Below are 19,298 nucleotides of genomic sequence, written 5' to 3'. Positions count from 1 at the left end.
CCCTCTCGGTGACTCGGTAGGCGGGACTTCATTCAGGCGGGCAGTCGACCCAGCACGGCCACGCCGACCAGGAGCAGGCCCCAGACGGCGACGTTGGCGACGGTCGCCCGGTCCCGCAGCAGGACGCGGACCGGGTCGCCGCCGCCGCGCTCCACGAGCACGACCTGCAGGTAACGGAAGACGGCGAACAGGGCGCACGGGGCGGTGAGCAGCGCGGCCGGTCCGAACCGCGCCTCGGCGTGCAGGTACATCAGGTAGGTGACCACGGTCAGCGTCGCGGACAGCACCACAAGCTGGTCGAGGAACTGCACCGGGTAGCTGCGCAGCGCCGGCCGGTGCCCGGCGCCGGCCGCCTGCGCCTCGTGCCGCCGCTTGCCGAGGATCAGCACCAGGCACAGCGACAGCACGCAGACCATCAGCCAGCCGGCGACCGGGTGCCCGGTGGCCAGGTAGCCCTGGACCAGCCGCAGCACGAAGCCCGCCGCCACGACCAGGACGTCGACCAGCGGCACGTGCTTGAGCCCGCCGCTGTAGACGGCGTTGAGCAGCAGGTAGCCCAGGACCGGCCACCAGGACAGCGCCGAGGATGTGGCGACCAGGGCGGCCAGCGCCGCCGCGAGGGCGACCGCGCAGAGCACGGCCGCCGGCACCGGCACCGACCCGGCCGCGATCGGCCGGTGGCGCTTTGCCGGGTGCAGCCGGTCGCGGTGCCGGTCGGTGATGTCGTTGACGACGTAGACAAGCGAGGCGGCGACGGTGAAGGCGAGCACCGCGACGGCCACCCGGCCCAGCGTGCCCGCGTTCCACGACGGCGCGTCCAGCAGCGGCAGCGGGACGACGAGCAGGTTCTTCGGCCACTGGCCCGGGCGGAGCACGGCGATCAGGTGCCGCAGCGGCGGGACCGCCCGGACGCCGCGACCCGGCGGGGGCGGGGCGACCGGCTCGACCGGCGCGGGGGTGTCCAGGAGTGACATCTCGCCTCCGCCCTCAGAAGAAGATCTTCGCCACGGCCAGCGCGCCCTGCCGCCACGGCTCGCGGCTGGTCCGGCCGGTCGCGCCCGGGGCCGCCGTCGTGCGCTCGGCGCGCCACCACTGGTACGTGCGCAGGATCGCGTCCCGGTTGGACAGCCGCGGCGCGAAGCCCAGGCGGTCCCGGGCCTTGTCGATGCTCACGTACGAGTCGGCCATCAGCTTGTGCAGCAGCCGGCCGTACACCGGGGAGAGCCCGATCCGCTGCAGCCCGGCCAGCACGGCCAGGGCCGGGCGGGCCGGCAGCCCGACCACCCGCTTGCCGTGCCCGGCGGCGTCCAGCACCGCCTGGAAGTCCTCCCGCCAGGTGCCGAACTCGGCGGCGGCCAGGTTGTACGTGTCGTCGGCGACCGCCCGCGGCGCGCCCAGGACGGCCACCACCGCGTCCACCAGGTCCTCGAGCGCGAGCATCTGCACCCGCACGTCGCCGCGCCCGAGCACCGGGAAGTTCCGGCCCTCCTCGGCCCACTCGAAGAGCATGGCGAACAGCCCCATCCGGCCCGGGCCGAGGAAGGTCTTCGGCCGCAGGATCGTCACGCAGTGCCCGTCGGCCCGGTACTTCTCGGCGACCTCCTCCGCCTCCGCCTTCGCCGCGCTGTACGCGTCGACCGGCTCCCGCGGATGCTCCTCCGTGGTGGGTACCACGGTCGGCAGCCCGTAGACCGCGGTCGAGGAGATGTGCACCAGGCGGGGCACCCGCGCGGCGGCGGCCGCGCCGAGGACGCTCCGGGCGCCGTCGACGATGATCGAGCGGATCTGCTCGGCCGGGTAGCTGGGCAGCGCCGAGGCACAGTTGACCACCGCGGCGGCGCCGGCCAGGGCGGCGCCCATCGCGCGCTCGTCCCGGACGTCCGCGACGATCCAGTCCAGGCCGGCGGCCGGGGCGTCCGCCGGGCGCAGGTCGACGCCCCGGACGGGGTGCCCGTCGGCGAGCAGCCGCCGGACCAGGTGCGAGCCGAGCATCCCGCCGGCGCCGGTGACGACGATCGGTCCTACCACAGCGAGCTCACCTTCTCCTTCACGAAGCGGGCCACCAGCCGGGTGAGCCCCACCTCGAGGGTCTTGTCCAGGCAGGTCACCGCGTACTCGACGTCGGTGAGGTCGGTGACCAGCGGCGGCGCCAGCACCAGCGGGTTCTCCCCGTTGAGGGTGTAGTAGGTGTAGACGCCGTGGTCGCGGTAGAGCGCGTCCACCACGGCGCAGGTGATCAGCTTGAACCGGAACCGCGGGTCGCGGGCCAACCCGACCGGGGCCAGCTTCCCGACGAGGTCGAGCACCTTCGGCCCGCCGTCGAGGAAGACGCCCCACAGCGCGCCGCAGCCGTCCACCCGGGCCACCGCGTCGGGGTGCCGCTCGGCCAGCCGGGCCAGGCCGTCGCCGAGCACCCGGCCGATCTCCCGGGCGCGGGCCGGGTAGTCGTCGTCGAGGACGATGTTGACCGCCTCCAGCGCGGTCGCGGTCTCCTCGCCGAAGCCGTAGTACGTGGTGCTCGTGCTCTGCAGCAGGGCGTCGGTGAGGTTGTCGTAGGCCCGGCGGAACACCGGCTCGCGGGCGACGAAGGCAGAGATGGACGACTTGCCGCCACCGAAGGACTTGGAGGTGGTGAGCACGTCCGGCAGCAGGCCGGGGTAGCGCATGAAGTGGAACAGGCTGCCGGTCTTGCCCCAGCCGGTGTAGATCTCGTCGAAGATCAGGACGATGTCCTCGGCGTCGCACAGGTCACGCACCCCGCGCAGGAACTCCTCGGAGCAGGCCTGAATGGTGGAGGCGCTGAACGGCTCGATCAGCAGGGCGTAGACGTCGCCCCGGTGGCGCAGCACCGCCTCGCGGACCGACGCCAGGTCGCCGTAGCGGAACGTGTCGATGCCGGGGATGGTGGGGAAGGCGAAGCTGCGCGGCGCGCCGGTCAGGCCGCCGGAGCCGAGGAGCTTGCCGTGGAAGGCGATGTCGGCGCGCAGCACCGTACGCCGCTTCCCGCCGTGGTACTTGTACGCGAGCTTCACCGCGCCCTCGACGGCCTCGGCGCCGGAGTTCGGCAGGAACGACATGTTCAGATCCCCGGGCAGCACCGCGGCGAGGTTGTGGCTGAGCGCCGCCAGGTACGGCGAGAAGTAGGTCTTGTGCACCTCCATCCGCCGCTGCCGGGCGAAGCGCTCCCGGGCCGCCAGGATCCGCGGGTGGTTGTGGCCGTGGCCGAGCACCCCGACGCCGCCGGTGAGGTCGAGGATCCGGCGTCCGTCGCGCAGGGTGAGGTGGGCGCCCTCGGCCCGGGCGACCAGTTCCCGGCCGAAGCCGAAGGATGTCATCAGCTTCACCTGGCTACGGTTGACGTACCGCCGGTACAGGTCGTGGACCTCGCCGACGTCGAGACGTTCGGCGTCGTCAAGGGTGAGCAGGTTCGGGGGCATTCGGTTCTCCCGTCGGTTCGGTGGAGGGGACGGACGTGCGGATCCGGGCCCAGGCGAGCACCACAAGCGACGTGGTGATCTCGACGAGGACGCAGACGACCCGGCTGGCGACGGCGGCGGCGCCGGCCGGTCCGAGGGGCAGGACGGCGGCCAGGGCGGCGAGGATGGTCACCTCGCGCACCCCCCAGCCGTCGGGCACCAGCAGCGCGAGGCTGCCGGCGACGGTGGCGAGGGCGAACGCGCCGACGGCCGGCGCCGCGGCGGCCAGCGGCGGGGCGCCCAGCGCCACCACAAGCGCCCACAGGTGCAGGCCGGACACCAGCCAGGAGAGGGTCGCCAGGCCCAGCGCGTACCGGACCAGCCGGGGCGCGGGCGGCCGCACCGGACGGCGTAGCCGCCGGCTCGCCGCCGCGACCGGTGCGGTCACCAGCGCCGGCACGGCGGTGCACGCGAGCAGGAGCAGCAGCGGGGCCGCCAGCCACCACGCGGGACGGCCGCCGAGGGCGGCCGGCGCGGCGAGCAGGCCGACCCCGGCACCGGTGAGCAGCGTCAGGGCGAGGCTCACCAGGTACGCCGACGCCATCCGGGCACCCGGCACACCGGCGGCGCGGCCCAGCTCGATGTGGGTGAGCACGCCCCACACCCGTCCGGGAAGGTACTTGCCGAGCTGACCGAGGAAGAACACCCGGGCGGCCGTCGGCCCGGTCATCCGGCCGGCGAGCAGCACCTGCCAGGCGTAGCGGCCGAGCAGCAGGCCGGCGAGGTTTGCCGACACGGCGGCCGCCAGCAGCGGGGCGGTCTCGGCGCGAAGCAGGGTCCGGGCGGCCTCGGCGCCGTCGCGGCGCAGCACCAGCGCCAGACCGACCAGCGCCGCGACGACCACGAGCGGACCGAGCAGCCGGCGCAGCCGATCCCGGGTCACCGCGGGCTCCCATACCGCCCGGCGGGCCACGGCCGGCGGGCGGTTGCGGCCGGCGCCGTGGCACGGGCCGGCGCCGCTGGCGACGTGGCCGCACGGGCCGGTGCCGCTGGTGCCGTGGCGGCACGGGCCGGTGCCGCTGGCTGCGCGGCCGGTCGGCGGCGGGCCAGCCAGCGCACCCCGCCGAGTGCCGCCCCGGCCAGCAGCGCCAGGTGCACCAGCAGGTGAACCGTCAGGAAGTAGGCGAGGAAGCGGACACCCCGGCGCCGGGCGACGAACCGGCACAGGCCGGGGTCGGCGGCGGCGAACAGGGCGAGGAACGTCAACGGCACGACGGCGAGCGCCGGCGCGGCGACGGCCATCGGCAGGGTGGCCACGGCGGCCGCGACGGCGGCCACGCCCGCCGGCCGGTTCGCGGTCAGGCTCGCGGCGCCCGGCCGGCGGGCCGCCAGCACGGTCGGTACGAGCAGCTGCGAGCGGCGGAACTGCTCGGTCAACAACGGTCCCAGCCGGTCCACCTCGTCGTGGCGGGCGACGACCCGGTCGGTCAGCAGGATCCGGTAGCGGGGAGCGAGGCGGTCGCTGTACTCCAGGTCCTCGGAGTCCCGCAGCCGCTCGTCGAACGGGCCGACGTCGTCGAGCACCCGACGGGGAACGGCGGCCTGGGCGAAGAACGCCGTACGGCCCTCCCCCACCGCACGCCGCCGCCACCAGTACGCGTGCAGCACCCGGTACCACTCCACCGGGCCGTCGTCGATCAGCGGTTCCGGGGCGATCAGACCGTGCACGCAGCCGAGCGGCGGGTCCGCGTCCGGTGGGTCGGCGGCGAGCAGATCGAGCGCGTTGGCGATCGCGTCCGGCTCCAGCGCCTCGTCCGAGTCGAGGAAGAAGACGACGTCACCGCTGCTGGCGGCGATCCCGGCGTTGCGGGCCGCGGAGACACCGCGGTTGCCCGGCAGCTCGACAAGCGTGCAGGGCAGGCTCCGGGCGATCTCCCGGGACGAGTCGGTGCTGCCGTCGTCGACGACGATCACCTCGTCCGGCCGGCGGGTCTGCTCCAGCACCGACCGGACGCAGCGGGCGAGGGTCTTCTCGTAGTTGTGGTTCGGTATCACGACCGAGACGGTCACGCTCATGGCGGGCAGTCAAGGCGGCACCGCTATCGATGCGTTATCACCGGGGCAACCAGGTCCCGGCGCCGCTCTCGACCGCCACCCGGTACACCTCGCCGGCCAGGGCGGTGGTCGCGGTCGCCACCTCCGCCCGGGTCACCCGGTGCCGGACTCCCGGCCACGGCAGCGCGGCGGTCCCGGCAAGGCCACCGGCGTTCGGCGTGACACCCGTGACGTCCAGCAGCGCGGCGCCCGCCGCCGGCCACCGCGGGTCGAGGCGGACCGGCGGCGGGGCCGTCACGATCACCAGGTCGGCGCCGCGCAGCGCCTCGGCCGCCGCCCGGGTGACCGTGACGGCGACACCGCCCCGCCGGCGCGTCACGGCGGGGCCGCCGGGGACGGACGTCGCCGGTGCCGGACCGGGCCGGCACACGGCCAGTTGACTGCCCGGCGGCAGCGCGGCCACCAGCGGTCGCAGGTAGGTGGCCTCGCAGTGGGCGTCGCCGAGCAGCCCGACCAGCGGGACCGGCCGGCGCAGCAGGGCCCGCGCGAGGGCCGCCACCACGCAGCCGAGCGGCAGCCGTCGCAGGTCTGCCGAGGAGATCAGGCAGGCCACCCGTCCCGTCGGGGCGGTCGCGACGACGGTCACGTCGGCGGCGCGGCGGGCGCACAGCGGCCCGGGCGCCGGCGCGGCGAGCGCCCGGGCGACCGTCCGGACCGGATCGAACCGGTCGAGGAGCAGACCGGTGGTCCGGTCGTCGAGATACAGGATCGCGTCCGCCGCGTTCATCGCCGCTCCCGTCTCGGGAAAGAGGCGCACCGTCGCAGGGCGGGCCATTGTCCGGCTTTCGGCCCGCCATCGCCGGCGCCCGCGCCGCCCGGCGGCGAAAGTCGGACGATAGCGCGGCGATGGCGCCGGACCGTCTGCTCGGGTCAGTCGTAGCGACCGAAGACAAGGAGAGACCGTGATGGCGCTGGCTCACCCCGACACCCACTGGGGCCGTACCCGAACCGCCGCGGCGACCCGTCCCGGCGCATCCGCCCGCCCGGGCTCCCCGACCGCGTGACACCGCCGAACCGTGGGCCGGTCAGCGTACCGACCGGCCCGCGGGCGTGCCCTCTTCCCTTCCGTGGCGAAATCCGTCAGTCTTAGATCTTAGATCGAAGGTTTTCAACATAGGAGGTGTTGGATGGGCAAACGGTGGATCGGCGTGCTCGCGACCGCTCTGTTCACCCTCGGCGTGCTGCTGCCGGCCGCCCCGGCGGCTGCCGCGCCGACGTTCAAGGTCCCCTTCAAGTGCGGCCAGTCCTGGTCCGGGCAGACCCGCAGCAACCACAGCCCGGCGTACGCCATCGACTTCAACCGCACCGACGACCTCGGCGACCCGGTGGTGGCCAGCGCGCCCGGCACCGTCGACCGGGTGACCGACCTCGGCGGCACCAGCTACGGCAAGTACGTCCGGATCAACCACGGCAACGGCTACACGACCTACTACGCGCACCTCAACGGCTTCAACGTCTCCGTCGGGCAGTCCGTCGGCTACGGCAAGGTCATCGGCTGGGTCGGCAGCACCGGCGGCTCCACCGGCCCGCACCTGCACTACGAGCAGCGGCTCAACGGCAACGACATCCAGGTCCGGTTCAACGGGGCGCTGGCCCTGTACTGGGGCACCAAGACGTACACCAGCGACAACGGCTGTGGCGGCGGCACCGCGACCGGCACCGTCAACACCAGCGGCACCCCGCTGACGGTGCGCTCCGGCCCCGGCACCGGGTACGCGGCCGTGGGCACCGTCGCCGACGGCACCACCGTCACCATCCAGTGCCAGACCAGCGGCACCACGGTCACCGGCACGTACGGCACCAGCTCGATCTGGGACCGGATCGGCGCCGGCCGGTTCATCGCCGACGCCTACGTCTACACCGGGCACGACGGGTACATCCCGAACGTCCCCCGGTGCTGAGGTGATTGGAGGGGCCCCTTGTACAACGCCAGGCGTTAACAAGGGGCCCTTCCTTTCACGCGTACAGGCGGCTGACCGTCTCGGCGACGCACACCGGCTTGTCGCCGGTGTCGCTGTCGACGGTGACCGCCGCGACCAGTTGCACCGCGCCGTCGCCCACCGGGGTGATCCCGGCCAGGACGGCGGTGGCGCGCACCGAGGCGCCGACCCGCAGCGGCGCGGGGAACCGCACCCGGTTGAGCCCGTAGTTCACCCCCATCCGCACGCCCGCCACCCGGTAGAGGCGCGACACCAGCGCCGGCAGCAGCGACAGGGTGAGGTAGCCGTGGGCGATCGTGCCGCCGAACGGTCCGGCGGCGGCGCGCTCCGGGTCGAGGTGGATCCACTGGTGGTCGTCGGTGGCGTCGGCGAACAGGTCGACCCGGCGCTGGTCGACCGGGTACCAGGGGCCGGGGCCGAGGGTCTCGCCGGCCGCGGCGGCCAGCTCGTCGAGGGTACGGAAGGTCCTCATGCGAGGTGTGCCCCCACCTTCGTGTAGCCGCGCAGCAGGTCGCGGGCGATGATGAGCCGCTGCATCTCGTCGGTGCCCTCGAAGATGCGGTAGAGGCGCACCTGCCGGTACCAGCGTTCGATCGGCAGTTCCCGGGTGTAGCCCATGCCGCCGTGGATCTGGAGCACCCGGTCCACGACCCGGTTCACCATGCCCGCGCCGTAGAGCTTCGCCATCGAGGAGGCGTGCCGGGGATCGTGGCCGGCGTCGACCGTCCACGCCGCGCGCAGCACCAGCCAGCGGGCGGCCTCCAGCTCGGTCTCGGAGTCGGCGATCATCCACTGGATCGCCTGGTTGGTACCGATCTTCGCGCCGAAGGTCTCCCGGGTGTTGGCGTACTCGATCGCCATCTGCAGGGCCCGCTCGGCGATGCCGATCGCGTGGGACGGGATGGTGTAACGGCCCTTGCCGATCCACTCCATGCCGAGGTTGAAGCCCTGACCGACCTCGCCGAGGATGTTGCGGTGCGGCACCCGTACGCCGTCGAAGATCAGCGACGCCGGCCCGCCCTCGCCCATCGTCTGGATGAACTCGGACCGCCAGCCCATGGCCCGGTCCACGAGGAAGGCAGTGGCCCCGCCGTTCCGGGCGCCCTTGTCGGGGTCGGTCACCGCGACGACGATCGTGAAGTCGGCGTCGTGGCCGTTGGTGATGAAGGTCTTCTCGCCGTCGAGGATCCAGTCGTCGCCGTCGCGCCGGGCGCGCAGCTTGATGTTCGCCGCGTCCGAGCCGGCGCCCGGCTCGGTGATGGCGAAGCAGGAGACCCGCTCGCCCTCGATCGTCGGGATCAGGAACTCCTTCTTCTGCTCCTCGGTGGCGTGGAAGAGGATGTTGTCCGCCTCCCCACCGAAACGGAACGGCACGAACGACCGGCCGATCTCGGTCCAGATCAGCGACTGGGTGACCGCAGGCAGGTCCATCCCGCCGTACTCCTGCGGCGTGGCCAGCCCCCAGAAGCCGAACCGCCGCGCCTTGAGTTGGAGTTCCCGCAGCTCGCTGCGTTCCAGGCCGGGCCGGTGGGCCCGTTCGCGGCGCAGCAGTTCCGGCTCCAGCGGCATCACCTCCCGGCGGATGAAGTCGCGGGTCGTGTCCCGGATGGCCCGCTGCTCCTCGGAGAGCGCGAAGTCCATGTCCCCTCCCGGTGCTCGTGGTGCGGTGGCGTCAGCGGGCCCCGCCGTTGACGTACAAGGTCTGTCCGGTGACGTACGAGGCGTCGTCGCTGGCCAGGAAGGCGATCACCGAGGCGATCTCGGACGGCTGGGCGACCCGGCGCAGCGGCGTGTGCTCGGCGGCCCACTTCTGGTGCGCCTCCGGCGTGGCGCCGACCCGCTCGGCGGTGGCGGCCGTCATGGCGGTCGCCACGTAGCCGGGGGCGACCGCGTTCACGGTGACGCCGAACGGGCCCAACTCGATCGCCAGGGTGGCGGTGAGGCCCTGCACGCCCGCCTTGGCGGCGGCGTAGTTGACCTGGCCGCGGTTGCCGAGGGCGGACCGGCTGCTCAGGTTGACGATCCGGCCGTACCGGGCGGCGACCATGTGCTCCTGCGCCGCCCGGCAGCAGAGGAACATGCTGGTGAGGTTCGTCGTGAGCACCGCCTCCCACTCCGGCAGCGGCATCTTGAACAGCAGGTTGTCACGGGTGATGCCGGCGTTGTTCACAAGCACGTGCAGCCCACCGTACGCCTCGACGACGCGGGTGGTCATCGCGGTGACCGCGTCGGGGTCGGTCACGTCGCAGCCGATCCCGACCGCCCGGCCGCCGGTGGCGACGATCTCGTCGGCGACGGCCCGGGCGCGGTCCTCGGCGAGGTCGACCACGGCGACGGCGGCGCCCTCCGCGGCGAGCCGGTGCGCGGTGGCCGCCCCGATGCCCTGCGCCGCGCCGGTGACGACGGCGGTCCGGTCGGCGAGTCTGGTCACGGTTCTCCCCTGTCTAGAAGGCGTTGACGCCGGTGAGCGCCCGGCCGATGAGCAGTTGCTGGATCTGGCTGGTGCCCTCGTAGAGGGTGGCGACGCGGGCGTCGCGCAGGTACTTGCCGACCGGGTACTCGTCGATGTAGCCGTACCCGCCGAAGACCTGGATCGCGTCGTTGGCCGCGCGGACGGCGGCCTCGCTGGCGAAGAGCTTCGCCATCGACGCCTCGGTGGCGAACGGCTCGCCCCGGTCGATCAGGTCGGCCACCCGCCACACCAGCAGGCGGGCGGCGGCGGTGTCGACCGCGATGGCGGCGAGCAGTTGCTGCACCAGTTGGTGCCCGGCGATCGGCTTGCCGAACTGGGTGCGCTGGCCGGCGTACCCGACGGCGGCGTCCAGGCAGCCCTGGGCGATGCCGACGCAGCCGGCGGCGACGGACATCCGTCCCTTGGCGAGGGTGGCGAGCGCGAGCCGGAAGCCGCCGCCCTCGTCGCCGAGCCGGGCGGAGTCCGGCACGCGGACCCCGTCGAGGACCAGCTCCGCGGTGGCCTGGGCGCGCAGGCCGAGCTTGCCGTGGATCTCCCGGCGGCCGAACCCGGGCGCGCCGGTCGGCACCAGGAACGCGGTGATGCCGCGGTGCCCGGGACCGCCGGTGCGGGCGAGGACGAGGGCGACGTCGGCGGTGGTGCCGTTGGTGATGAAGGTCTTCCGGCCGGTGATCAGCCAGTCGTCGCCGTCGCGGACCGCCCGGGTGGCCAGCGCGGCGGCGTCCGAGCCGCTGTCCGGCTCGGTGAGGGCGAAGCAGCCGAGGGCGGCGCCGGAGCAGAGCGCGGGCAGCCAGCGCTCCCGCTGCTCGGCGGTGCCGTGCGCGGCGATCGACTTGGCGACCAGACCGAGGGAGACCGAGACGATGCCGCGCACGGCCGAGTCGCCCCGGCCCAACTCCTCCAGGACCAGGCAGTACGAGAGGTGGTCCCCACCGGAGCCGCCGTGTTCCACCGGGACGGTCAGGCCCAGGAAACCGACCTCGCCGAGCTTTCCGACGATGCCCGGATCGATCGACTCGCGGCGGTCCCACTCCGCTGCGTGCGGCAGCACCTCGCGGTCGACGAAGTCCGCCGCGAGCCGGCGGACCGCCGCCTGTTCGGCGGAGAGCTGGAGGTCCATGGACGGTAAACTAGCGCTGCAAGTTTTATTCTGTCCAGACCCGGCTGTGGCAGAGTTCGCGACAGACGCCCGAGCAGAGGAGGACGAGATGCCCCGGCCACGACAGGCGCTGCTGAGCCGGCAGCGGATCGTCGAGGCCGCCGCCGCGCTGATCGACGCCGAAGGGCTGGCCGGGTTCTCCACCCGCCGGCTCGCGGCCGAGCTGGGGGTACGCGGACCGTCGCTGTACAACCACTTCGCGACCAAGGACGAGATCCTCGACGCGGTCGCCGACAGCATCACGTCCCAGGTGGACGTGTCGTTCTTCGGCCGGGTCGACTGGCGGGTGGCGCTGCGCCGGTGGGGTCGCTCCTACCGGGCGGCGCTCGCCGCGCACCCGCACATCGTGCCGTACCTGGCCCAGGGCCCGGGGCGGCGACCGGCGGCTCTCGCGATGGCCGACGCCGTCTACGGCGGGCTGGTCGAGGCGGGCTGGCCGCCGGCACGGGCCACCCACATCGGCGCGCTGATGCGGTACTTCGTGGCCGGTTCGGCGCTGGGGTCGTTCGCGCGCGGGTTCGTCGGCGACCCGTCGCTCTACGCCGACCAGTACCCGCACCTGACCCAGGCCCACCGGCTCGCCGAGCACCAGGACCAGGTGGACGAGGGAGCGTTCATGCTCGGGTTGGACGCGCTTGTCGACGGGCTGTCGCGCACGTACGAGGCGACCGTGGGGCCGCTGCCACCCCTCCCGCCCGGCGACGCGGCGTACTAGAGTCGAAACTTGCACCGCTAGTTTTGGCGACGTGAGGGGCGGCATGGATCTCGCACGGACCGACATCTACCTCGACGGGCGCTGGGTCCCCGGCTCCTCCGGCCAGACCCTCGAGGTGCAGAACCCGACCACCGAGGCCGTGCTCGCGACGGTCCCGGCGGGCTCGGCGGACGACGTGGACCGCGCCGTCGCCGCCGCCCGGGCCGCCTTCACCGGCTGGGCCGACACCCCGCCCGCCGACCGGGCCGCCGCCCTCGACCGGCTGCACGCCGCGCTGACCACCCGGGCCGACGAGATCGCCCGGACCGTCGCGCTGGAGCTGGGCACGCCGCTCAAGGTGGCCACCCGCGTCCAGGCCGGCCTGCCGCTGACCGTGCTGCGCAGCTACGTCGACCTGGCCGCCCACCCGCCGGCGCCGGAACGGGTCGGCAACTCCCTCGTCGTCCGGGAGCCGGTCGGCGTGGTCGGCGCCATCACCCCGTGGAACTACCCGCTGCACCAGGTGATGGCCAAACTCGCCCCCGCGCTCGCCGCCGGCTGTCCGGTGGTACTCAAGCCCAGCGAACTGACGCCACTGACCGCGTACCTGCTCTTCGACGCCGTCGACGAGGCCGGCTTCCCGCCCGGTGTGGTGAACCTGGTTCCCGGCACCGGGCCGGTTGTCGGCGAGGCGCTCGCCGCCCACCCGGACGTCGACCTGGTCTCCTTCACCGGCTCCACCGCCACCGGCCGCCGCATCTCGCACCTGGCCGCCGACCGGATCGCCCGGGTCGCCCTGGAGCTGGGCGGCAAGTCGGCGAACGTCATCCTCGACGACGCCGATCTGGCCACCGCGGTGAAGGTCGGCGTCGGCAACGCGTTCCTCAACTCCGGCCAGACCTGCACCGCCTGGACCCGGATGCTGGTGCACCGCTCCCGCTACGACGAGGCGGTCACCCTCGTGGCGAAGGCGGCCGACGGCTACCGCCCCGGCGACCCCTTCGACCCGGCCACCCGGCTCGGCCCACTCGTCTCGGCCGCCCAGCGCGACCGGGTCCGCGAGCACGTCACCCGCGCCCTCGCCGACGGTGGCCGGCTCGTCGCCGGCGGGCCCGACGCGCCCCTGCCCGACCGGGGATTCTTCGTCGCGCCCACCGTCATCGCGGACGTCGACCCGGACAGCGCACTCGCCCAGGAGGAGGTCTTCGGGCCGGTGCTCGCGGTCATCCCGGTCGACGACGACGAGCACGCCGTCACGGTCGCCAACAACTCCCGGTACGGGCTGGCCGGCGCGGTCTGGTCCGGCGACGAGGAGCGGGCGCTGCGGGTCGCGCGGCGGATGCGGACCGGCGCGGTGGACGTCAACGGCGCCCCGTTCAACCCGCTCGCCCCGTTCGGCGGCTACAAGCAGTCCGGCCTCGGCCGGGAGCTGGGCCGGTACGGGCTGGAGGAGTTCCTGCAGACCAAGGCGATCCAGCGATGAGGGGCCTGGTCGTCCGGGCGGCCGGCGGGCCACCCCGGGTCGAGGAGATCGAGCCGCCGGTGCTCGGGCCCGCCGACGTACGGGTGCACATCCGCGCCGCCGGGGTCTGCCACTCCGACCTGTCCATGGTGGACGGCACCCTCGCGCCGCCGTACCCGCTGGTGCTCGGGCACGAGGCGGCCGGTGTGGTGACCGAGGTGGGCGCCGACGTCCGCCGGGTCGCTCCCGGTACGCACGTGGTGCTCAACTGGGCGCCGCCGTGCCGGGACTGCTGGCACTGCGGGCACGGGGAGCCGTGGCTGTGCGAGCGCACCGGCGCCCCGGCCGCCCCCGGCGGCCGCACCACCGGCGGCGAGGCGCTGCACGTCACGCTCGGCCTGGGCGCGCTCGCCGAGGCCGTGGTGGTGCCCGAGCGCGCGGTCATCCCGGTGCCGGCCGAGCTGCCCTTCGAGGCGGCGGCGCTGCTGGGCTGCGCCGTGCTCACCGGTGTCGGCGCGGTACGCCGCACCGCCGCCGTCGCCCCGGGCGAGTCGGTGGCCGTGATCGGCCTCGGCGGGGTGGGCCTGTCGGCGGTCTCCGCCGCCCGGGCGGCCGGTGCCGACCCGGTGATCGCCGTCGACGTGTCACCGGCGAAGGAGGGGCTGGCCCGCGCCGCGGGAGCCACCGACTTCCTGCTCGGCGACGACTCGCTCAGCCGGGCGGTGCGGCGGCTGACCGCGGGCCGCGGGGTCGACCACGCGCTGGAGTGCGTCGGGCGGAGCACGACCATCCGCGCCGCGTGGCGGGCCGCCCGCCGTGGCGGTCAAGTCACCGTGGTGGGGATGGGCGCGAAGGACGACGTCGTCGGCCTCAGCGCCCTGGACATCTTCCACTCGGCGCGCACGCTGCGCTCATCGGTGTACGGCTCCTCGGACCCGGACCGGGACGTTCCCGAGCTGGCCCGGGCGGTTCTCCACGGCACGCTCGACCCCGCTGCGCTGATCACCGACCGGGTCACGTTGGCGGAGGCGCCGGCGGCGTTCGAACGGATGGCGCGCGGCGAGGGCGCCCGGACGGTGGTGCTGTTCGGCCGGTGATCCGGTGACCGCGCCGGCCTGCGAACCGCCGCCGCGTCGTCACGGTGTCGAGCGGGTGCGCCGCGCCGCGACGTAACGCCGGACCTTCTCGGCGGTGCCGCAGTCGTCCATGCTGCACCAGCGGCGACTGCGGTTCTTGCTCTCGTCGTAGAAGACGAACCGGCAGCCCGCGCAGCCTTTGATCCGATTCAGCGCTCCCGTGGTGAGCAGGTGGACCGCCGCGTGCACCACCGGCCGCAGTGGCCGGAGGAGGGTGTGGTCGTCCCGCCAGGTCCAGAGGAACGCGCTGCCCCGGTCGAGCCGCGCGTGCCGGAGCGCGTCCGCCTCGTCGTCGCGGAGGCGGGCCAGTGCGGGCACGGCCGGATCGCGTCCGGCGGCCAGCGGGCGGAACACCTCGTCGAGGTGGTCGCGGGCGCGGAGCGCTCGGGCGAGGGCGGCGCGCGCCTGACGTGGATCGTCGCGGGCCGACCGGCGCAGCGCCGCCGCCTCCGCCTCGGCGAGGACGCCCGCGTACCGGCCCCAGGCGACAAGCGCGGGGTAGCCCGTCAGCACGTCGTCGTCGGGCGGTCCAGCCGGTGGACCGGTGCGGGTGTTGACGAAGTCCAGGGCGAGGTTGCCGCCGACCAGGCGCATCCGCGTGACGTCCTCGGTTGTTTCCATCGAAACCGACTTTACCAGTTGCCCCGACCGGTCCCTCTCGATAGCCTGATTCCACTGTTAGCGCGTTAGCCGGTAACACGGGGAGGGCCGGATGGGCCACAGAAGGGCGGTCGGGGCGCTGATCGGCCTGGCCGGCGGGACGTTCCTCTACACCACCGCCGAGGCGCTGCCGGTCGGGCTGCTGCTCCCGATGGCCACGGACCTGTCCGTCCCGCCGTCGCGCGTGGGCGTGCTCGTCACCGCGTACGGGGCACTGGTCCTCGTCGCCTCGGTGCCGTTGACGGCGTTGGCCCGGCGGGTCCCCCGGCGGCGGCTGCTGTCGGCGCTCCTGGCCGGCTTCGTCGTCAGCACGCTGACCACGGTGTTCGCGGAAACCTTCGCGCTGGTACTGGCGGCCAGACTGGCGACCGCCGCGACGCATGCGTTGTTCTGGGCGGTCGTGGTGCCGGCCGCGGCCGAGTTGTTCCGACCCGGCCTTCGCGGGCGGGTGGTCGCGATCGTGTTCGCCGGCGGCAACGTCGCTCTGGTCCTCGGCGTGCCGGCCGGCACCTGGCTGGGCGAGCGCGCCGGCTGGCGGGCCGCGTTCCTGGCGGTGGCGGCGCTCGGCGCGATCGTGTTCGTCACGGTGGCCGCGCTGCTGCCCTCGGCGCCACCCGACCAGGGACACGCCGCCCGCGGTGCGACACCCGACGCCCGCCGTTTCTGGCTGCTGGTCGCGGTGGCCGTCCTGACCACCGCCGGGGCGATCGCCGCCTACACCTACGTCGCGCTGTTCGTCACCGAGGTCAGCGGGTTCGCCGCCTCGTCGGTCGGGGCCATCCTGCTGGCACGCGGCATCGCCAGCGTGGTCGGCATCCTCGCCGTCGGCACGGTGGCCGACCGCGACCCGTGGCTCGCCCTGGTCGCCGCCGTCGCGCTGCAGTCGGTGGCGCTGCTCGGGCTCCACCCGCTCGGCCACCATCCGGCGGCGTCCGTCGCGCTGCTGGCGCTGGCCGGGCTGGCCTTCGCCGCGTTCACCGCATCGCTCGGCGGTCTCGTGCTCCAGGTGGCACCCGGGCGCTCGGACCTCGCCGCCGCCACTCTCTCCGCCGCCGTCAACCTCGGCATCGCCGGTGGCGCCCTGGTCGGCGGGCTCACCGTGGCACGTCACGGGGTGCACGGCACGGCGCTTGTCGGCGCCCTGCTCGGCATCCTCGCTCTGCTGCTCGCACTCGGTGAACGGCTCATCCCGCCCGCTGCCGGCTCACCGCGCCGCCATCGGGGCGACCCCCTGTCGGCACCGGCCGCCACCAGGTCAGCCGCCGCCACACCGGAGCGTCCGGCGTCCGTGCCCTCCGTCGATCCGAGTCCTCGCTGAGCCGACGGCGGGGCGGATGGGCCGAGGACGGCAGAGCGGCCGGGTCTTGTCAGTCCGGGCCGGATCGGCGGACGCCGCCGCGGGTGCTCGTCACGGCGCCACGCTGCCGCCCGCCTCGAGTCGGTCACGACCCCGTCTCAGCCGAGTACGCGGGCCAGCTCGGTGCGGGAGCGCACGCCGAGCCGGTGGAAGATGTTGCGCAGGTGGTGGTCGACCGTCCGGGTGGACAGGAACAGCTGGGTCGCGACCTCCCGGTTGGTGGCGCCCGAGGCGACCAGGTGGGCGATCCGCAGCTGCTGGCCGGTCAGCAGCTGCGCCGCCGGGCGCGCCGGGACGCCGACCGACTCCCCCGCCGCCCGCAGCTCCGCGGTCGCCTGTTCCGCCCACGTCTCCGCACCGAGCAGGGTGAACGTCTGGCGGGCATGGTGCAGGTGGGCACGGGCGTCGCGGGGCCGCCGGCAGCGACGCAGCTCACGGCCGAAGAGCAGCTCGGTGCGGGCCCGCTCGAAGGTGGCGGCGTCGGCCGGGTGCAGCCGCAGCGCGGCGCGGAAGTGCTCCTCGGCCTCGGCGCTGCCGCGCGGGGCCAACAGGGCGTGGCACCGGGCGGACAGCGCCCGGCGGGACGGGCTGGCGGTGCTGCTGGCCCACCTGTCGAAGACGGCGAGGGCGGCCCGGGCGCGGGCGTGGTGACCCAGCTGGGCGGCGGCCTCCACCAGGTGCGGGGTGGCCATCACCTGGACCAGGACCTGACCCCGGCCGGTGCCGGGACGGGCCAGCGCGGCGAGCCGGTCGGCCGCGTCGGCGTGCCGGCCGTCGACCAGGTCGAGCACCCCCAGCGCCCACTGGGCGAGGGCGTACGGGCGACTGCCCGGGACGGCGGTGTCGCCGATCCCGGCGACGTGTCGCAGGGCGGTGTCCCGCTCGGCCCGCACCGCGGCGAGCACCGCCAGCAGACCCAGGTGTACGCCGGCGCAGGTGTGCTGGCCGCCGGCCCGGGCCACCCGCAGCCCTTCCCGGCAGCTGTCCGCCGCCGCGTCGTGGCGGCCGAGCCAGTACTCGGTCATCGCGCGCAGCTCCAGCGCCCGCGGCAGCAGGGACAGCTCACCGGTGGCGCGGGCCAGGTCCACGGCGCCGTCGGCGAGCCGGTGCGCGGCGGCGTCCACGGCCACCAGGAGGCCGGCCACCGCCGCGCCGGTCAGCGCGGTGGGTGTCAGCGCGGCTCCGGACAGCCGGCCGCCGAGGACGACGGCGCGGCGCAGCAGCGGCCCGCCCTGCTGGTGCTCGCCACGCAGCGTGGCGGCCACGCCGGTGGCGAGGGTGGCCAGCAGCTCGGCCTCCGGCGGGTCGCCGTCGCGGCGCAGCGCGGACACCCGGCGCGCCACCTCGGCGTACCGGTACTGGTCGCCGGAGAAGCAGATGGCCTCGCCGGCCCGCAGCAGCGCGACCAACGCCGCGGTGCGGTCCGTGCCGGCCAGCGTCGTGGCGGCGGCCAGCAGGGTGGTCAGCGCGGCCGACGGCGATTCGCACCGTAGCTGCATCTCGCCGCGCAGCAGGTCGGCCCGGCCGGTGACGGTCGGGTCGGCCGGAACGGCGGGCAGGGCGTGCAGCAGCACGCGAGCCTGGTCGGGCCGCCCGGCCATCCAGGCGTACCGGGCGGCGGTGACCCGCCGGGTGGCGGCACGGGTCGCGTCGTCGCTGAGGTCGGCGGCACGGGCCAGCGCCGATGAGGCGGCGGCCCGGTCGTCCGCGCCGGTTGCGGCGGCCTGCTCCAGCTCGGCCGCGAGCCCCGGGTCGGGGCCGTCGGCGGCGGCGGCCAGGTGCAGGGCCCGGTGCAGTCGCCGGCCGCACGCGTCGAGCGCCCCGGCGAGCAGCAGGTGGGCGGCACGCCGGTCGGCCAGCGACGCGGTCACCTCGACCATGCGGCGGGCGAGCGGTAGCGGGAACGTGACCCGACCGGCCGGGTCGACGCGGACCAGGCCGCCGGCCTCGGCCGGGGCGAGCGCCTCGACCGTGCTGCCGGCGGCCCGGGCGGCGCGGTTCACGATCGTGCCGTCGGTCTCACCGGCGAGGGCGGCCAGCAGCAGCACCCGGCGGGTGTCGCCCGGCAGCCGGTCCAGCACCGAGCGGTACGCCCCGGCGAGCGCACCGTCCGCCGGTGGCGCGTCGGGCGGCGGCTCCTGCCCGTGCCACTGGCCGGGCGTCAGGGTGCCGGCGAGGTCGACAAGGGCCTGCGGGTTGCCCGCGCCGACCGCGGTCAGCGCCGCGAGGACCGGCGCGGGCGGCCGCGGGCCGGGCCGGGCGTCGGCGAGCAGGCGGTGGCTGTCGTCCTCGTCGAGCGGGCGCAGCCGCTGGGCGGGTATGCCGGCCGCGTCGGTGTCGCCGTGGGCGGTCAGCAGGACGGTGACCGGCAGGCCGCGCAGCCGCCGGGCGACGAAGGCGAGCGTCTGCGCGGTGGGGCGGTCGCCGGCGTCGACGTCGTCCACCGTGCACAGCACCGGCTGCTCCCGGGCGGTCACGGCGAGCAGGCCGAGCACCGCCACCGACAGGGCGAGCCGGTCGTCCTCGGGGCAACCCTCGCCGGCAAGCGCGCGCCGCAGCACGCGGTGCTGCCGCTCGGTAAGCGCGTCGGCCCGGTGCAGCACCGGGCCGAGGAGCCGCTGGAGTCCCGCATACGGCAGCGACGCCTCGTCGGGCAGCCCGCTGCCGGCCAGCACGGTGCGGGCGACGGCGTGGCGGTGCGCGTACGCGAGCAGGGTGCTGCGGCCGGAGCCGGGCTCGCCGTGCAGCAGCAGCGCTCCCCCGGCCGGCCCGTCGAGCAGGGACCGGATCGCCCGGCACTCGTCGTCCCGACCCCGCAGCACGGTTATCTGCACTGTCGATGCATTAACCATGCATCAAGTTTCACCTATCGGTAACCGGTTGGAA

17 protein-coding genes are annotated in these 19,298 nt (G+C 74.9%); 5 read left to right on the top strand and 12 right to left on the bottom strand.

The genetic code is table 11. The annotated features are described in order from the left end of the window. Positions 1-32: 32 nt before the first annotated feature. From ABTW87_RS07175 to ABTW87_RS07150, 6 genes are all read right to left on the bottom strand, one after another. Positions 33-974 carry a UbiA prenyltransferase family protein gene (locus ABTW87_RS07175; RefSeq protein WP_350649377.1) on the bottom strand — a complete coding sequence of 314 codons (942 nt, stop codon included), beginning with the start codon at positions 972-974 and terminating at the stop codon, positions 33-35. A 13-nt stretch (positions 975-987) separates the two neighbouring features. Beyond that, on the bottom strand, positions 988-2,028 hold the full coding sequence (locus tag ABTW87_RS07170) for an NAD-dependent epimerase/dehydratase family protein (RefSeq protein WP_350649375.1): 1,041 nt from the start codon (positions 2,026-2,028) through the stop codon (positions 988-990). After that, entirely contained in the window at positions 2,022-3,335 is a 1,314-nt protein-coding gene (locus ABTW87_RS07165) for an aspartate aminotransferase family protein (RefSeq protein WP_350649467.1), read from the bottom strand. The genes ABTW87_RS07170 and ABTW87_RS07165 overlap by 7 nt, the downstream gene beginning before the upstream one ends. A gap of 76 nt (positions 3,336-3,411) precedes the next feature. Then, complete coding sequence (locus ABTW87_RS07160; RefSeq protein ID WP_350649374.1) at positions 3,412-4,359, bottom strand: lysylphosphatidylglycerol synthase domain-containing protein; 948 nt, start codon at positions 4,357-4,359, stop codon at positions 3,412-3,414. After that, on the bottom strand, positions 4,356-5,492 hold the full coding sequence (locus ABTW87_RS07155) for a glycosyltransferase family 2 protein (RefSeq protein WP_350649372.1): 1,137 nt from the start codon (positions 5,490-5,492) through the stop codon (positions 4,356-4,358). Before ABTW87_RS07155 ends, ABTW87_RS07160 begins: the two co-directional genes overlap by 4 nt. A gap of 37 nt (positions 5,493-5,529) precedes the next feature. Next, positions 5,530-6,258, bottom strand: a complete 729-nt coding sequence (locus ABTW87_RS07150; protein ID WP_350649370.1) for a hypothetical protein — start codon at positions 6,256-6,258, stop codon at positions 5,530-5,532. Between the two features lie 400 nt (positions 6,259-6,658). On the opposite strand from ABTW87_RS07150, the gene ABTW87_RS07145 reads away from it, so the two are divergent. After that, positions 6,659-7,432, top strand: a complete 774-nt coding sequence (locus ABTW87_RS07145; protein WP_350649369.1) for a peptidoglycan DD-metalloendopeptidase family protein — start codon at positions 6,659-6,661, stop codon at positions 7,430-7,432. A gap of 55 nt (positions 7,433-7,487) precedes the next feature. Here ABTW87_RS07145 and ABTW87_RS07140 read toward each other — a convergent pair whose 3' ends face one another. The 4 genes from ABTW87_RS07140 to ABTW87_RS07125 are packed head-to-tail and all read right to left on the bottom strand — an operon-like array spanning position 7,488 to position 11,064. After that, complete coding sequence (locus tag ABTW87_RS07140; protein WP_350649367.1) at positions 7,488-7,943, bottom strand: MaoC family dehydratase; 456 nt, start codon at positions 7,941-7,943, stop codon at positions 7,488-7,490. Beyond that, complete coding sequence (locus ABTW87_RS07135) at positions 7,940-9,112, bottom strand: acyl-CoA dehydrogenase family protein (protein ID WP_350649366.1); 1,173 nt, start codon at positions 9,110-9,112, stop codon at positions 7,940-7,942. The genes ABTW87_RS07140 and ABTW87_RS07135 overlap by 4 nt, the downstream gene beginning before the upstream one ends. 31 nt (positions 9,113-9,143) lie before the next feature. After that, positions 9,144-9,902: a 3-oxoacyl-ACP reductase FabG gene (gene fabG, locus ABTW87_RS07130; RefSeq protein ID WP_350649365.1), complete on the bottom strand. Its 759-nt coding sequence runs from the start codon at positions 9,900-9,902 to the stop codon at positions 9,144-9,146. A gap of 13 nt (positions 9,903-9,915) precedes the next feature. Continuing rightward, a complete protein-coding gene (locus ABTW87_RS07125; protein WP_350649364.1) occupies positions 9,916-11,064 on the bottom strand; it encodes an acyl-CoA dehydrogenase family protein in 1,149 nt (382 codons plus the stop codon). A gap of 88 nt (positions 11,065-11,152) precedes the next feature. On the opposite strand from ABTW87_RS07125, the gene ABTW87_RS07120 reads away from it, so the two are divergent. Genes ABTW87_RS07120 through ABTW87_RS07110 form a run of 3 tightly spaced genes read left to right on the top strand, consistent with a single transcriptional unit; the run spans position 11,153 to position 14,356 of the window. After that, on the top strand, positions 11,153-11,818 hold the full coding sequence (locus tag ABTW87_RS07120; protein WP_350649362.1) for a TetR/AcrR family transcriptional regulator: 666 nt from the start codon (positions 11,153-11,155) through the stop codon (positions 11,816-11,818). Between the two features lie 43 nt (positions 11,819-11,861). Next, entirely contained in the window at positions 11,862-13,280 is a 1,419-nt protein-coding gene (locus tag ABTW87_RS07115) for an aldehyde dehydrogenase family protein (protein ID WP_350649360.1), read from the top strand. Further along, entirely contained in the window at positions 13,277-14,356 is a 1,080-nt protein-coding gene (locus tag ABTW87_RS07110) for an alcohol dehydrogenase catalytic domain-containing protein (RefSeq protein ID WP_350649358.1), read from the top strand. The genes ABTW87_RS07115 and ABTW87_RS07110 overlap by 4 nt, the downstream gene beginning before the upstream one ends. A gap of 39 nt (positions 14,357-14,395) precedes the next feature. Here ABTW87_RS07110 and ABTW87_RS07105 read toward each other — a convergent pair whose 3' ends face one another. Then, the gene (locus ABTW87_RS07105; RefSeq protein ID WP_350649356.1) at positions 14,396-15,016 is read right to left on the bottom strand and encodes a CGNR zinc finger domain-containing protein; all 621 of its coding nucleotides are present in this window, start codon (positions 15,014-15,016) and stop codon (positions 14,396-14,398) included. Between the two features lie 91 nt (positions 15,017-15,107). Here ABTW87_RS07105 and ABTW87_RS07100 point away from each other — a divergent pair, with 91 nt between their 5' ends. Further along, complete coding sequence (locus ABTW87_RS07100; RefSeq protein WP_350649354.1) at positions 15,108-16,373, top strand: MFS transporter; 1,266 nt, start codon at positions 15,108-15,110, stop codon at positions 16,371-16,373. 137 nt (positions 16,374-16,510) lie between these two features. Here the strand turns inward: ABTW87_RS07100 and ABTW87_RS07095 are convergent, their stop codons facing one another. Continuing rightward, complete coding sequence (locus ABTW87_RS07095) at positions 16,511-19,246, bottom strand: helix-turn-helix transcriptional regulator (protein WP_350649353.1); 2,736 nt, start codon at positions 19,244-19,246, stop codon at positions 16,511-16,513. Between the last annotated feature and the right edge of the window lie 52 nt (positions 19,247-19,298).

Origin of the sequence: Micromonospora sp. NPDC126480 (assembly GCF_040302465.1) — a bacterium.
Lineage (GTDB): Bacteria > Actinomycetota > Actinomycetes > Mycobacteriales > Micromonosporaceae > Micromonospora.
The sequence above is the reverse complement of the archived record's forward strand: the minus strand, read 5'-3'. Positions and strand labels throughout refer to the sequence as shown.